Here is a 14,686-nt window from a genome sequence, read left to right on the forward strand (position 1 = left end):
AGCTCTGCTATTTTGACCTGTTTCAGACCTTCTTTCCGTAATTTGAAAACCATATCATATAAAATTGCTCTATCCATAATTTTCTCTTTTTTCTGCAAATATAAATCTTATTATTGATTATCTATAATATCTGACTTACGCGAGCTTGGCTAATTGATAATAGCTCTGCTATTTTGACCTGTTTCAGACCTTCTTTCCGTAATTTGAAAACCATATCATATAAAATTGCTCTATCCATAATTTTCTCTTTTTTCTGCAAATATAAATCTTATTATTGATTATCTATAATATCTGACTTACGCGAGCTTGGCTAATTGATAATAGCTCTGCTATTTTGACCTGTTTCAGACCTTCTTTCCGTAATTTGAAAACCATATCATATAAAATTGCTCTATCCATAATTTTCTCTTTTTTCTGCAAATATAAATCTTATTATTGATTATCTATAATACGGAACCACAAGGCACAAATCTCTAAAATGCAGGAACTAGTGCTCTGATATTTTTGTTAAACCTTAAATTAAACTATTTTATGAAAAATATATTATTATTTGTGTATATCGTATTCATTTCAATACATGTACAAGCCCAGAACTCCACTCTTTGGTACAAAATACAAGAAATTAGACAGCAATATTTCCCTGAAACTGCTAATGAAGTCTTACACTCTACAATAGGTGGTTTCGGTACAGACCCTTATAAGTCGTATACTGGCAAATACTATAAATCACCAGTAGTCTACATTGATAATAAAGTTATCAGTTATCCAGGGCAGGCAACATCGGAGCAAGATGCTAAAGCCAAAATCAATAGTTACCAATTAACAGACATTGCAGGGATAGACTATCACGTAAAATCAAGCGTTAGTGCTGGAACTTTTGGAATGGATGGAACAAATGGTGTTATATTAGTTTATACCCAAGAATATACAGCAGCGAATCCTTGGGTGAGAGAGTTTTTCAAAATCTCTTTTGAGAATGGGCAAACGGGAGATAGAAAGAAAAAAAATGGGAAATAAACATGAAACTCAAAAGACCTCACCTTGTCAGTGTGGTCTTTTCAAAAATATTATCTCAATTGAATACAGCCCTAAAATCAGGAACCAATGCCCCTGATATTTTTGTTAAACCTTAAAAGATAATCTTTATGAAAACGATAATAGGCTGTGGTTTAGAATGTATGATAGTCATAATTCCATTGTTGAAACATAATTTTGATAGCTGCTTCGTGATACTTGTCTTTTTTAGAAAAACAAGTAGTTTTTCGTACCAAACGTCTATTTCTGGCTCGTAAAGCATTATTCACTCCCTTAATATGCCGCGTCAGATGTTTGCCAACTTGATGGTTTTGCCCTGCTAATACCTCTGCAAAAGCAGACCAATGGTCGGTACAATACTGTTCAATCTTTAAGCATTTGCAATAGTTTTTTAATCGTTTTAGCACTGCGATTGCCTATCACATAGCCTAAGACTTCATTCGTTTCAGGAGCATAAGCATAAATAAGCCATCGCTTGTGCTTTTTCTTATGCTGAACATAAGACCAAAATTCGTCAATCTGAACACTTTTGTAGTGCTTTTGCTTGGGAGTTATCACACACTTTGCAGACTGTTTAAGTAGTTGATTAACACACAAACACGACTGACTTGTAAGACCATTGCAATATCTCGTATGCCGCTATTTCTTAGCAACATACTCACTATCAGATGTTTAATTTTAGGGTCAGCTCCTTTGTACCGATAAGCCTGTTGAAACTGCTTACCACAAGATTTACACAAAAAATTTTGTGTCCCATCTTTTTTACGACCATTTTTCACTACCTTTGCACCTTGACAGTGAGGGCAGTTTACTTTTGTGAATACTTTGCACATATTACAGAAATACGCCCTCTTTATCTTTTACAAAAACATCATACAATCTTTACCACAACCCATTTTTTAATTGAAAAGTGTTAAGGTTTTTTTCATTTTTTATAGCTCTTTAAAACCAACTAACAAATATATTTTACCATCTTTATCAAAAAAAGAATAATTAGGCGTAATTACATTGTTAGGGTCAGGAGCAGGGTCATCATCATAATTCCATTGGTTGCCTTCTCTTAAGGTAAAACCTTGACAGCTTGTAGGGTCATAAATTGCATTTTTCTCGTAAGCATAGGCACCTGCAAAGCCTATTATCTGTGAAAAACATACTTGTTTAAATCTTAATTTATAGCTTTTATCTTTTTTAAGTTCTAAAGGTAGATATTGAACATCAACTTGTATTTTATTGTCTTTAATAGACTTGGGCTCAACAATTAAATTCATTAAATCCATTGAACTTCTATAATTAGTCAATAAACAAATTCCTAATTGATTGATTTTTATTTCTGTTCCTTGTGTAGTCAAAAAAGTAAGCTCTATTCTGCCCATATCCGTGGGTTTATTATATCCAAGTGGATAAGCCTTGATAGCAAGTAACCTTCCTTCTATCTCTAAAGTTTCTAAGTTTTGGGCTGAAACGGATAGAGTTAGAATTGTAAATAATAATACTAATAAATTTTTCATAACTTTATTTTTTTATGATTAAACCATTTATTACACCTTTATTTTGAACTTTATAGTTTAGTTCTTGTTTTTCAGTAGTTGGATTTACTACCATTGTTGTTATTACTTTACGTATATTTTCAAATTCGTAAATAACACTACCATAAATATACTGTACTTTTACAGTTGTTGTTGCACCTCCAACATCAAAAGTATTACCTACTATATTTGTAATCGTTTCTGTATCTTTTCTTGTTGTTACTCCTGATAAACCAAGCATGGCTGCCACTACTTCCCCTTCTTTTTGTAAAGCAATATTATGAGCTGCTGAATATACATCATAATCTTTTTTCTTGCTTTCTTCTTTGTATCCACCATCAGGTACTGCCAACCTCTCTTCAATTAAATGTACCAACAAACCTGCCAAAAAAGCGTTGTCAGGGGCTTTTTGTAAATCGGCTATATCTATTCTACCATCGGGGAAATTATCAAAAAGCACATCTGAGTCATTATTTACAATTTTGCATTCAAAAAATGTCCTCTGACCCGTTATAACATCTTCAACTAATTTGGATAGATAAGCTGATTTAGAGCTATCAGTGACATTTTCATAATCATTGTTGTTATGATTGGGGTCATTGTAAGAATTATCCCAATAAGAAGGGTTATTTTGAGCATAATCATTGGCATATTGATTATTCAGCCAAAGCAACCAATCATAATAACTACCATTGGTATAGCCATAATCAGTTTTATGGATACTTATATTTAAATAGAGTTTAGATTTTGAATCAAAAGTATGCTTTTTAACTTTATGGAGAAGGTTTTTTAGGTTATTTTTATGTTATATATTTGTGTTAAAAGTATTGTTGGGAGCTTTAAAGAAAGGTGGTTAGAACTATGCTTAACTATCTTTTATATTTTGTACCTTAAAGTTTTTCTACATTTACAAGTACGTATATTTTATCATCTTTATCAAAGAAAGACCAATTGGGGATAATCATTCAAACTATAATTTTGATTAAGTTTTCATCGTTTAAGAATTTAATCTTGAATTGTGTATGATGCAAGAGGCGAATAGTGAATAAACTCAAACATCTAATAATTCTTGATATAAACTCAGTAAGGCTTTTTTTTTCTTTTCCCAAGTAAAATGCTCTTGAATATGTTTTTGAGCATTTTTGCCGATTTCTTGGGCTTTATGTGGGTAGGCATTCCATATGCGAATGGCACGAGCCAGTTCTATTGGTCTATCAGCACGAATGAGCTTACCTAAACTTTCATTTTCAATAATTTCACGCACCACAGGCATATCTGAGGCTATCACGGGCGTGCCTACCGCCATAGACTCCAAAATTTTTAGCGGCGAACAACCTTGTTCCAAATTTCGGCTACACTCTTTCAAAGGGGCTACCGAGCATAAAGCGTGTTGCACCCAAGCCGAAAGTTCATTTTTAGCCAAGCGATATTTCCAAATGATTTTTTCTTGCAGACCTAACTTTTCGGCGAACTTATGATACATCTTACAGAAACGAGGTTTATGCGAAGCACAAATCACCAAAAAAACATCTAAATCTTGCAAAAGCCGAAAAGCACGCAGTAATGTATCTACCCCTTGCCAACTTTGTAAAGCTCCAAAATAAATAACATACTTTTCGGGCGACTCTTGGGGGCGTTCTTGGGGTAAAGGAATTTCTGCTCCATTACTGATAACACATATTTTTTCGGGCTTAATTCCTTTTTTAAGCAAAAAACCTCTGATTACCTCGGAAGGTACAACGATTTTATCACATTGCTCCAAGCAAAAATTTTCTAAATGCTGGATTTGCGTTAAAATTTTGCCCGATACTTCGTAGCGATACGATAGCTCAATGGAAGGCAAGGCATTTACCTCAAAAATTGTTCGGTAGGTTTTATGAGGATTAGCAAGTATTGGCACTCCCGACCAAATATCCCGAAAATGAACAATCTGCAAACGGGGCATTTCTTTCAAGGCAAAAGCAAGTTGCTCGCTGTAATGCTCAGTACGTTTCAAAAATTCTTTTTCTTGCAAAAATACCCTTTGAACAATGCCATTCTGCCAATTTTCCCTTTCAGGCAGTTCTTCATCTCCCAACACCCACAACAAGCCATTAGGGTAATGAGTGAGCAACAAATCGGCAAAATGATGTATATGCGTAGCCGCCCCTTTTGCCGAAGGAAAAACATCAAAGGCGGCGTATAATGAACGAATATCTTGCATTAGGATTGAGTAAGGGGCAAAATAACTTCAAAAGTGCTACTTTTTCCAAGTTCTGAAACTACATTGATTTTGCCTTGCAAACTTTCTATAATGCCCAAACTAATAGAAAGTCCCAAACCTGTGCCTTTGCCAATTTCTTTAGTGGTGTAAAATGGCTCAAAAATATGTTTGAGCTTTTCTTTATCAATACCTGTGCCACTATCGGTAATGCTTACACTTACTTTATTACCTATCAGTTTTGTCTCAATAACAATTTTACCGCTTTCTGTTTTTTTCTCCTCAATAGCGTGAATGGCATTGATGAGCAAATTCATAAATACTTGGCTGAGTTTGGTAGGGTAGGCATCAATGAGGGGTATTTGGGGGGAATATTTTTTTTCAATTTCAATCTGGTTTTTGATTTGGTTTTGTAAAAGTGCGAGCGAATTATCCAAAATTTCGTGCAAATCAGTTTTTTCTAAAACCGAATCGTTGCTTTTGGTAAAACTGCGTAAGCCTCTGACAATTTCAGCGGCTTGGTTAGCTCCTGTACGAATATTTTTGATAAGGTCTTGTGTTTCTTGCAAAATTTCCTTAAAACAAAGTTGTTCTTGAAGGTTTTGAATATTTCTTTTCTGTGAATCAAAATTTTCTTTGTTCAGTTTTTCATATTCACTGATAATTTCCAAAAGGTCATTGATATTGGCTTTCAAGCCTTCTGCACTGCCTAAAATGTAAGCAATCGGATTATTAAGCTCGTGAGCAATGCCTGCCACCAAAGTTCCCAAAGAAGCCATTTTTTCGGCTTGCACCAATTGCTCTTGCATTCTTTGAAGTTGTTCCAAAGTGGTTTTAAGCTCTTCGTTGTATTGTTTGAGGCTTTCTTGTGAGACTTTCAGTTCGGCATAAGCCGCTTTCAGTTTATCTTCTGATTCTTTTATTTTCTGAATATTGGCAATTGTACCTACAAGCCGAATAGGCACGCCAAATTTATCAAATTCTACCATTTTTGCACGATTCAGCACCCAACGATAGCTTCCATCTTTACATAGCATACGGCACTCTCGTTTGAAAGAATTGAGTTTTTTGAGTAAAAACTTGTTGTAGGCTTCTGTGAATGCTTTTCTATCTTCGGGGTGAATATAACTGAGCCAATTATCCCAAGTAATTTGGGTTTCTTGGGGCGAATAGCCTAAAATGAAATAAAAATTTTCGCTGAAATAAGCCTCTTGGTTGATTAAATCTACATCATAGATGCCGTCTTTACTGGCATATGAAACAAAGCGTAGCGTTTTTTCACTTTCTATGAGTTTTTGTTCGGCAAGTTTTCGGCTGTGTATGGAACGTAAAACACCTACTTCCAGAAAGGCTTTTCCTTGCTTTTTTCGCTTAATTTTAGAACGCAACTGATACCACTTGTATTCGCCTGTACCTGTGAGCAGAAGTAAATCGGTTTCAAAAATATCATTGTTTAGCTCTCCACGAAAAAACTTTGCTCTTTCTTGCAAAAACTTTTCTTTCTGCGAAGGTTCTATGAGGCTTAAAAAAGTTTTGGCAAATGGCGGAAAATTTTCTTTTTCGTAGCCTAAAAGGCGAATAAATTCATCAGAATACCAAATAGTTGCTTCCTCATTAAAACTTTCAGGAATAACAAATTCCCATAAGCCTTCACGCGACATTTGCGAAATTACCTTGTAGCGGTCGTAAAACTGAAAAATTTCTTCTTGCTTACTCAAAAGAAAATCTCTTTCCGCTTTTTGTTCAGTAAGCAACTTGACCAAATTTTTCAGTTCTGTTTCCGAAAGGTTATCTAAATCAAAATGAGGTAAAGCGTTCATAGTTAAGATTTCAGAACAAATTTTCCAAAAGAGTATCTTCTACTAAATTGGGCAAAGTAACTTTGAGGCGAGGTTCTTCTTGCATAGCCCGCTGAATAGCAAAAATGGCTTCTTTATTTCTTGCCCAGCTACGGCGAGCAATGCCGTTATTTACGTCCCAGTGAAGCATCATTTTGAGTCTTCTGTCGCTATCTGCCGAGCCATCAAGCACCATTCCAAAACCGCCATTGATAACTTCGCCCCAACCTACTCCTCCTCCATTGTGCAGGCTTACCCACGTAGCCCCTCGGAAGGCATCTCCTACAAAATTTTGCACTGCCATATCGGCTGTAAAACTTGAACCATCGTAAATATTGGAAGTTTCGCGGAAAGGTGAATCTGTTCCTGAAACATCGTGATGGTCTCTGCCCAGCACCACAGGGGCAGAAATTTCACCTTTGGCAATAGCTTCATTAAAGGCTTTGGCAATGTTTATTCTGCCTTCGGCATCTGCATACAAAATACGTGCTTGCGAACCTACTACCAGATTATTTTTCATAGCGTCTTTTATCCAAAGAATATTATCGGCAATTTGTTGCCGAATTTCAGCAGGAGCGTTTTCATATTGTTTTTCCAGCACTCGCAAAGCAATTTCATCAGTTTTTTGTAAATCTTTGGGGTCTTGGCTCATACAAACCCAACGGAAAGGACCAAAGCCGTAATCAAAACACATTGGACCCATAATGTCTTGCACGTAAGAAGGATATTTGAAACTCTTGCCGTCTTTTGCCCAAATATCGGCACCTGCCCGCGAGGCTTCCAGCAAAAAGGCATTGCCATAATCAAAGAAATATGTTCCTTTGGCAGTGTGGGCATTGATAAGAGCCACTTGCTTACGCAAAGACTCATACACTTTTTCCTTGAAAAGAGCAGGATTTTCAGCCATCATAAGGTTGGCTTCCTCAAAGGAAAGTCCTGCGGGATAGTAGCCTCCTGCAAAAGGATTGTGCAGTGAGGTTTGGTCAGAACCTATATCTATGAAAATATTTTCCTGCAAAAATTTTTCCCAAACATCTACTACATTCCCAAAATAAGCAAAAGAAGTGTTGGATTTTTCTTGTTGAGCCTTGCGAACTTTTTGCACAAGTTCGCTTAAATCCCTAACTATTTCATCAACCCAACCTTGCTTGTGTCTTTTTTCAAGCACTTTCCAATTGACTTCTGCAGTAACAGAAACACAACCCGCAATTTTAGCGGCTTTGGGTTGAGCACCGCTCATTCCACCTAAACCTGCCGTAACAAAAAGTTTTCCTGCAAGCCCCGAACCTGTTTTATCAATCATTCTGCCTGCGTTCAGAATGGTAATGGTAGTTCCGTGAACAATTCCCTGCGAGCCTATGTACATATACGAACCTGCCGTCATTTGTCCGTATTGCGTTACGCCTAACGCATTGAAACGTTCCCAATCATCAGGTTTAGAATAGTTCGGAATCATCATTCCGTTGGTAACTACTACGCGTGGGGCATCAGGGTGAGAAGGAAAAAGCCCAAGAGGGTGTCCTGAATACATCACGAGGGTTTGCTCGTCTGTCATTGTTGCCAAATACTGCATTGTGAGCAGATATTGAGCCCAATTCTGAAAAACAGCTCCATTTCCGCCATACGTAATGAGTTCGTGGGGGTGTTGGGCTACAGCAGGGTCTAAATTATTTTGTATCATAGCCATAATAGCCGCCGCTTGTATGCTTTTGTGCGGGTATTCGTGTATGGGGCGTGCATACATTGCATAGGTAGGGCGAAAGCGATACATATAAATTCTGCCGTACTTTTCCAGTTCCTCGGCAAACTCTTTAGCAAGCAAGGCGTGATGTTTTTTAGAAAAATACCTTAAAGCGTTGCGAATAGCGAGCTTTTTTTCGTCTTTGCTTAAAATATCTTTGCGTTTAGGGGCGTGATTGATAGTTTCGTCGTAGGCGGGCATAGGAGGCAGCTCGTCAGGAATTCCTTGTAAAATAGCCTCTTGAAAACTTTTTTCAGCAGTGAGCATATTCAAATTTATTTTTTGTTCGCTAAAAACTTGCTTAAGTTCGGAGGTTTGCAGGAATTTTGCAAGTTTTCTTTCTAAAAATATTTTACTACTTGCAAGCAGTGGCAATTTCTTAAAAATTGTATTTTTGCCGAAATTTTTACAGCAATGCCCAAAAATCCTGCTATTCGTTCTGTACTTATTATTGGTTCGGGTCCGATTGTAATTGGTCAGGCTTGTGAGTTTGATTATTCTGGCTCGCAGGCGGCTCGTTCTTTGCGTGAGGATGGTATTGAAGTTATCCTTATCAATTCCAACCCTGCGACAATAATGACCGACCCGCTCACTGCCGACCACGTCTATCTTTTACCTCTGGAACGAAAATCTATTGAATACATCTTACAACGCCACCGAATTGATGCCGTTTTGCCAACTATGGGAGGTCAGACGGCATTAAATTTAGCTATCAAGTGCCACAAAGCAGGGCTTTGGGAAAAATACGGCGTGCAGATGATTGGAGTAGATATCAATGCCATTGAAACTACCGAAGACCGCGAAAAATTCCGCTTGCGAATGATAGAACTGGGGGCAGGTGTTTGTAAAGGCGAAACTGCTACTTCCTTTTTGCGAGGCAAAGAAATTGCTCAACAAATTGGCTTTCCGCTTGTTATTCGTCCTTCTTTCACGTTGGGGGGAACAGGTGGCGGCTTTGTAAATGATGAAAAAGATTTTGATGAGGCTTTGCGTAGAGGTTTGCAGGCTTCGCCCGTACACGAAGTGCTGGTAGAGCAATCTATTTTTGGTTGGAAAGAGTTTGAGTTAGAGTTGCTTCGTGATAGCAAAGGCAATGTGATTATCATTTGCTCCATAGAAAATTTTGACCCTATGGGCATACATACAGGCGATAGCATCACGGTGGCTCCTGCTCTCACGCTTTCTGATACAACTTATCAAAAAATGCGTGATTGGGCTATCAAGGTAATGAATGGTATTGGAAATTTTGCAGGTGGCTGTAACATTCAGTTTGCAGTAAATCCGAAAAATGAAGATGAGATTATAGTCATTGAGGTTAATCCGAGGGTTTCACGCTCTTCGGCTTTGGCTAGTAAAGCTACGGGCTATCCGATTGCTAAAATTGCTGCCAAACTTGCTATCGGCTACAATTTAGACGAACTTCCCAACCAAATCACTAAAACAACTTCGGCTTATTTTGAGCCTGCTCTGGATTATGTGATAGTAAAAATTCCCCGTTGGAATTTTGATAAGTTTCGCGGAGCAGATGATAGACTTGGCTTGCAGATGAAATCGGTAGGTGAGGTTATGGGCATTGGCAGAAATTTTCAAGAGGCTTTGCAAAAGGCTTGTCAGAGTTTGGAAATCAAAAGAAATGGCTTGGGGGCTGATGGCAGAGAAATTACCGACCAACAGGTTTTACTGAAAAGTTTAGAAAACCCTTCGGGCAATCGTTTATTTCATATTTATGATGCCTTCAAAATGGGTATTTCTTTCAAAACAATTCAGAAACTTACCCAAATAGACCCTTGGTTTTTGCATCAAATAGAGGAACTTGTACTTTTGGAAAAAGAAATTCAAAAACACACTTTACAAGATATTCCTGCTCATTTGCTTTGGGAGGCAAAACGAAAAGGATATGCCGATAGACAAATTGCTCATTTATTACGCTGTTTGGAAAGTGAAGTCTATAAAAAACGCAAAGAATTAGGCATTGAGCGAGCCTATAATATGGTGGATACCTGTGCCGCTGAATTTGAAGCCGTTACGCCGTATTATTATTCTACGTTTTGTCATTCTTCGCCCCGAACTGCTCAAAAAAGTTCTCAAAGCAACAAGCCCAAAGTAGTCATTTTAGGTTCGGGACCTAACCGAATTGGGCAAGGGATTGAGTTTGATTATTCTTGCGTTCACGGTGTTTTGGCGGCGAAAGAGTGTGGCTACGAAACCATTATGATAAATTGCAACCCCGAAACGGTTTCTACGGATTTTGATATTGCCGATAAACTTTATTTTGAGCCTGTTTTTTGGGAACATATTTATGATATTATCCAAGCAGAACAACCCGAAGGCGTAATTGTGCAATTAGGCGGACAAACTGCTCTCAAACTTGCTGAAAAGCTCAATCGCTATGGTATAAAAATCATTGGTACGAGTTACGAATCTTTGGATATTGCCGAAGATAGAGGCAAGTTTTCTAATTTGCTCAAAGATTTGGGAATTCCTTATCCTCAATTTGGCGTAATAGAAGACGCCGATAGTGCCGTTGAACTTGCAAGAGAATTAGGTTTTCCGTTGCTAGTACGCCCTAGTTATGTGTTGGGCGGGCAAAGTATGAAGATTGTCATCAATGAGCAGGAATTAGAGGAACACGTCGTAAAAATCTTAAACGATAACCCTGATAATAAAATTCTGCTTGACCACTTTTTAGAAGGGGCTATTGAAGCTGAAGCCGATGCCATTTGCGATGGTGAAGAGGTGTATATCATTGGCATAATGGAACATATTGAACCTGCGGGTATTCATTCAGGCGATAGCAATGCTGTTTTGCCTCATTTCTCGCTTAATCCGATGATGATTGAGCAAATTGAGATCTATACTAAAAAAATAGCTTTGGCACTCAATACCGTAGGGCTTATCAACATTCAATTTGCTATCAAAGATAACAAGGTGTATGTGATTGAGGCAAATCCACGTGCCAGCCGAACCGTGCCTTTTATTTGCAAAGCCTATCAAGAACCTTACATCAACTATGCCGTAAAAATAATGCTCGGCAAAAATAAGCTCAAAGATTTCAGTTTCAATCCTAAACGCAAAGGTTATGCAATTAAGCAACCTGTGTTTTCTTTTGAAAAGTTTCCGAATGTCAATAAAGAATTAGGTCCTGAAATGAAATCCACAGGCGAGGCAATTCTTTTCATTGAAAACCTTATGGACGATACATTCCAAAAACTTTACGAGGAACGTAATTTGTATTTGAGTAGGTAATTTTTACGAAACAGAAAGTTTAGCAAAAGCAATAGGCAATTCCTCTAAAAGCATAGTAGGCGTAATGGCAATAGCATTTCGTTTTTGTTGAGCCAAATCGCCTGCCAGTCCGTGTGCATATACGCCTATGCAAAGAGCTTTTTCAGGCGAGTATCCTTGTGCTAAAAGGGCAGTAATGATGCCTGCAAGTACATCACCCATACCGCCTGTTGCCATAGCGGGATTGCCTGTGGGGTTGAAAAAGATTTTCCCCTGTGGTGTAGCAATTCGCGAATAAGCCCCTTTGAAAAGTACAAAACAATGATATTTTTGAGCAAAAGCAGTTTGCTTTTCTAATGCTTCGTGGTCATTTTGCCAAGAACCTGCCAAACGTTCAAATTCTTTGGGGTGCGGAGTAAGAATGCTATTGACAGGTAGTAGCGAAAGCCAATCAGGGTTTTGAGCTAAAATATTCAAGGCATCGGCATCAAGCACCAGCGGAGCTTGAGCTTTTTGTAAAAGATTTTTCAAGAAAACTTGCGTTTCCTCGTGCAAACCTATTCCACAACCCACTCCAACTGCTTTGAAACTTGAAAAATCGTGATTATCGTTGCGAATATAATTTTGAGCCGAAGAAAGTAACAGCATTGCTTCGGGAACGGCTGTTTGTAGAGGTGAGTAATTGCAAGGGGGTACTAAAAGAGTAAGCAAACCTGTACCTGCAAGCAAACAGGCTTTTGCCGCAAGAATGGAAGCTCCCCCTTTGCCTAAACTGCCTGCTACAAGCAAGCTATGACCGAAAGTACCCTTGTGAGCAAAAATAGGACGAGGCAAACGCTCCTGATACCAACTTTTTACTAAATTTTCCGAAAGTAGAAAATAATTGCAGGGCATTTCCCGCTCATATTCTTTGAGCAAGCCAATATCTAATACTGCAATTTTGCCTGCAAAATTGCCTGTTTGAGGCAAAAGCATATTGAGCTTGGCTTGATGAAAGGTAAGCGTGTAATTAGCCCTAAAAATAGTGCTTTCAGCGGGTTGGGGTTGGTCGGCATACATTCCCGAAGGGATATCAATAGCAATTTTAAGATTAGGCAAATTATTTATTTTTTTCAACAAATCAGCCAGCCAACCCTCCAAAGGACGCGAAAGCCCTACGCCAAAAATAGCATCTATGCAAACACTTTCAGCAGGAATATGCAAGTTGCAATTTTGTGCATTCAGCAATGTGATAGGAATTTCTTTGGGTAATCTTTCGTGATTGATTTGACAATCAATAGAAATTTGGGGGCTATTTTCAATCCAAAACACCTCTACTTCTTTTCCCTGATTATGCAAAAGCCGAGCAATTGCCAAGCCATCGCCACCATTATTGCCTCTGCCTGCCAAAATGGTAAAATTTTGGGTAGAAAGGTTCTGCAAAATCCATTTTACACATTCACAGGCGGCGGTTTCCATTAAATCAATGGACGAAATAGGTTTATGCGAAATAGTGAGTTTATCTAACTCACGAATTTGCGATGCGGAAAGTATTTTCATATCATTCTAAAAGATTGACCTGAAAAAAACCTTTCGGATTCCATTTCATTTCTCGGAAAGGGTAGGCTTCTAATTGTTGTATTTCTTGCTGAGAGAGTTCATTATCCAGAGCAGTTGCTAATGCAGAATTATTGGCATAAGCAATATGAAAAGGCGAAGTAGGATGCACCATATAAAACAGACTTCCGCCCCAGTTGTCATTGCGATTCAGGGTATTGTGAGCGTGGTAGAATACTCCTTTCTCTCTTTGAATATTTTTGAGCCATAAGGTTTTACTTTTCTCTTTTTTTACTTCAAACCAACCATAGGTACAAAGGGCAATATCACCTTCGGGCATACGTTTATGATAAGCCACTGCCACATAAACATTTTTCTGACTGCGATTAAAAAACGTAACCCTTACACTATCTTGCGAAAAAGCAGAAAACACTGCAAAGAAAAAAACAAAAGCAAAAGCCCAAATTTTCATAGTTTCAAGGGATTTAGAGATAGGCAAAGATACAGAAAATTTGAAAAGGGCAAATAAAAATTACAGCATCTCCAATTTCACACCCGCCCAAAGCAAAATTAGAATGAGCAGACCCACTACAATTCTATACCAACCAAAAAGACGAAAACCATATTTAGTAAGATAACCAATGAAAAACTTGATAGCAAGCAAAGCCACTACAAAGGCTATGCTATTTCCTACAAGGAGAGTAAGCCACGATTTTTGAGCTTGTTCGATGAAAATTTCTTTTGTATCCCAAATACTTTTAGCAGTAGCGGCAAACATAGTGGGTAAAGCCAAAAAAAACGAGAATTCAGCAGAAGTACGGCGGTTAAGTCCTTGCGTGAGACCTCCTACGATGGTTGCCGCCGAACGGCTCACACCCGGTACCATTGCTAAACACTGAAAACAACCTATCCAAAAGGCAGTTTGGTAGGAAATTTCTTGAAGTTCTGTGTTTTTCTCGTTTTTGGCAAACCATTTATCTACAAAAAGCAAAATGATTCCTCCTCCAAGCAAAGCAAAGGCTACCACATCAACTCTTTCTAAAAGAGTATCAATATGTTTTTTGAGTAAAGCCCCCACCAAAACAGCGGGAATAAATCCAACTAAAAGTTTAATGTAAAATGCAATGCTTTGAAAAAAGCGTTTCCAGTACAGCACTACTACCGAAAAAATTGCCCCAAGCTGAATAGCTACAATGTAAGTTTTGAAAAAATCATCGGCTTTCATTTGAGCCAAAGCGGCAGTAAGTATCATATGTCCCGTGGAAGAGATAGGCAAAAATTCGGTAATGCCCTCTACGATAGCCAGTAAAATTGCTTCCCAAAGGCTCATTTTTTAGACTTGTAAAAGATTGCCACAAATTGTACCAAAAAACCCAAAAGCAGTACGATAGGTCCTAGCGTGATACCTAAAAAGCCAAATCCATAAGGTTCTTTGTCCGAAGCCATAATGATAAAGCCAAGTAAAATAAGCAAAAGCCCAAGTATCATTATGAAATAATTGGCTCTATCGAAAGGAAAGATAGGTTGCTTGTTGGTCATAGCAAGTTTTTGGCAAAGAAAAGTGTTTTTTCGCAGAAAGACAAAT

11 protein-coding genes and 1 pseudogene are annotated in these 14,686 nt (G+C 38.0%); 2 read left to right on the plus strand and 10 right to left on the minus strand.

Translation table 11 applies throughout. The annotated features are described in order from the left end of the window. Positions 1-531 precede the first annotated feature (531 nt). Positions 532-1,017 carry a hypothetical protein gene (locus Rain11_RS09250; RefSeq protein ID WP_101359079.1) on the plus strand — a complete coding sequence of 162 codons (486 nt, stop codon included), beginning with the start codon at positions 532-534 and terminating at the stop codon, positions 1,015-1,017. A gap of 152 nt (positions 1,018-1,169) precedes the next feature. On the opposite strand, the pseudogene Rain11_RS14270 reads toward Rain11_RS09250, so the two are convergent. The 6 genes and pseudogenes from Rain11_RS14270 to Rain11_RS09290 all read right to left on the minus strand — a co-directional run bounded on the left by Rain11_RS14270 (position 1,170) and on the right by Rain11_RS09290 (position 8,607). Continuing rightward, a pseudogene (locus Rain11_RS14270) lies at positions 1,170-1,868 on the minus strand (IS1 family transposase). Positions 1,869-1,967: 99 nt separating this feature from the next. Beyond that, positions 1,968-2,543, minus strand: coding sequence for a hypothetical protein (locus Rain11_RS09270; protein WP_101359083.1), 576 nt, complete (start codon positions 2,541-2,543; stop codon positions 1,968-1,970). Between the two features lie 4 nt (positions 2,544-2,547). Further along, positions 2,548-3,234: a hypothetical protein gene (locus tag Rain11_RS09275; protein WP_101359084.1), complete on the minus strand. Its 687-nt coding sequence runs from the start codon at positions 3,232-3,234 to the stop codon at positions 2,548-2,550. 378 nt (positions 3,235-3,612) lie between these two features. Further along, positions 3,613-4,764, minus strand: a complete 1,152-nt coding sequence (locus Rain11_RS09280) for a glycosyltransferase family 4 protein (RefSeq protein WP_101359085.1) — start codon at positions 4,762-4,764, stop codon at positions 3,613-3,615. Beyond that, entirely contained in the window at positions 4,764-6,581 is a 1,818-nt protein-coding gene (locus Rain11_RS09285) for a PAS domain-containing protein (protein ID WP_101359086.1), read from the minus strand. The genes Rain11_RS09280 and Rain11_RS09285 overlap by 1 nt, the downstream gene beginning before the upstream one ends. A 10-nt stretch (positions 6,582-6,591) precedes the next feature. Continuing rightward, positions 6,592-8,607: a urocanate hydratase gene (locus tag Rain11_RS09290; protein ID WP_101359122.1), complete on the minus strand. Its 2,016-nt coding sequence runs from the start codon at positions 8,605-8,607 to the stop codon at positions 6,592-6,594. A 147-nt stretch (positions 8,608-8,754) separates the two neighbouring features. Between Rain11_RS09290 and carB the strand changes: the two genes are divergently transcribed. Then, the gene (gene carB / locus Rain11_RS09295) at positions 8,755-11,586 is read left to right on the plus strand and encodes a carbamoyl-phosphate synthase large subunit (protein WP_101359087.1); all 2,832 of its coding nucleotides are present in this window, start codon (positions 8,755-8,757) and stop codon (positions 11,584-11,586) included. A gap of 3 nt (positions 11,587-11,589) precedes the next feature. Here carB and Rain11_RS09300 read toward each other — a convergent pair whose 3' ends face one another. Genes Rain11_RS09300 through Rain11_RS09315 form a run of 4 tightly spaced genes read right to left on the minus strand, consistent with a single transcriptional unit; the run spans position 11,590 to position 14,640 of the window. Further along, positions 11,590-13,104 carry an NAD(P)H-hydrate dehydratase gene (locus Rain11_RS09300; RefSeq protein WP_101359088.1) on the minus strand — a complete coding sequence of 505 codons (1,515 nt, stop codon included), beginning with the start codon at positions 13,102-13,104 and terminating at the stop codon, positions 11,590-11,592. 1 nt (position 13,105) lies between these two features. After that, positions 13,106-13,573, minus strand: a complete 468-nt coding sequence (locus tag Rain11_RS09305) for a DUF1036 domain-containing protein (protein WP_101359089.1) — start codon at positions 13,571-13,573, stop codon at positions 13,106-13,108. Positions 13,574-13,633: 60 nt separating this feature from the next. Beyond that, positions 13,634-14,431, minus strand: a complete 798-nt coding sequence (locus Rain11_RS09310) for an undecaprenyl-diphosphate phosphatase (protein WP_101359090.1) — start codon at positions 14,429-14,431, stop codon at positions 13,634-13,636. Then, complete coding sequence (locus Rain11_RS09315) at positions 14,428-14,640, minus strand: DUF3098 domain-containing protein (protein WP_101359091.1); 213 nt, start codon at positions 14,638-14,640, stop codon at positions 14,428-14,430. The genes Rain11_RS09310 and Rain11_RS09315 overlap by 4 nt, the downstream gene beginning before the upstream one ends. Positions 14,641-14,686 lie beyond the last annotated feature (46 nt).

Source organism: Raineya orbicola, assembly GCF_002843425.1.
Taxonomy (GTDB): Bacteria; Bacteroidota; Bacteroidia; order Cytophagales; family Thermonemataceae; genus Raineya; species Raineya orbicola.

Bases quoted from the DNA above. Each gene is read 5' to 3' on its own strand.
- Rain11_RS09300 (WP_101359088.1), bottom strand. From the start codon at position 13,104: ATGAAAATACTTTCCGCATCGCAAATTCGTGAGTTAGATAAACTCACT.
- Rain11_RS09310 (WP_101359090.1), bottom strand. From the start codon at position 14,431: ATGAGCCTTTGGGAAGCAATTTTACTGGCTATCGTAGAGGGCATTACC.
- Rain11_RS09250 (WP_101359079.1), top strand. From the start codon at position 532: ATGAAAAATATATTATTATTTGTGTATATCGTATTCATTTCAATACAT.
- Rain11_RS09270 (WP_101359083.1), bottom strand. From the start codon at position 2,543: ATGAAAAATTTATTAGTATTATTATTTACAATTCTAACTCTATCCGTT.
- Rain11_RS09290 (WP_101359122.1), bottom strand. From the start codon at position 8,607: ATGCTCACTGCTGAAAAAAGTTTTCAAGAGGCTATTTTACAAGGAATT.
- carB (WP_101359087.1), top strand. From the start codon at position 8,755: ATGCCCAAAAATCCTGCTATTCGTTCTGTACTTATTATTGGTTCGGGT.
- Rain11_RS09280 (WP_101359085.1), bottom strand. From the start codon at position 4,764: ATGCAAGATATTCGTTCATTATACGCCGCCTTTGATGTTTTTCCTTCG.
- Rain11_RS09305 (WP_101359089.1), bottom strand. From the start codon at position 13,573: ATGAAAATTTGGGCTTTTGCTTTTGTTTTTTTCTTTGCAGTGTTTTCT.
- Rain11_RS09315 (WP_101359091.1), bottom strand. From the start codon at position 14,640: ATGACCAACAAGCAACCTATCTTTCCTTTCGATAGAGCCAATTATTTC.
- Rain11_RS09285 (WP_101359086.1), bottom strand. From the start codon at position 6,581: ATGAACGCTTTACCTCATTTTGATTTAGATAACCTTTCGGAAACAGAA.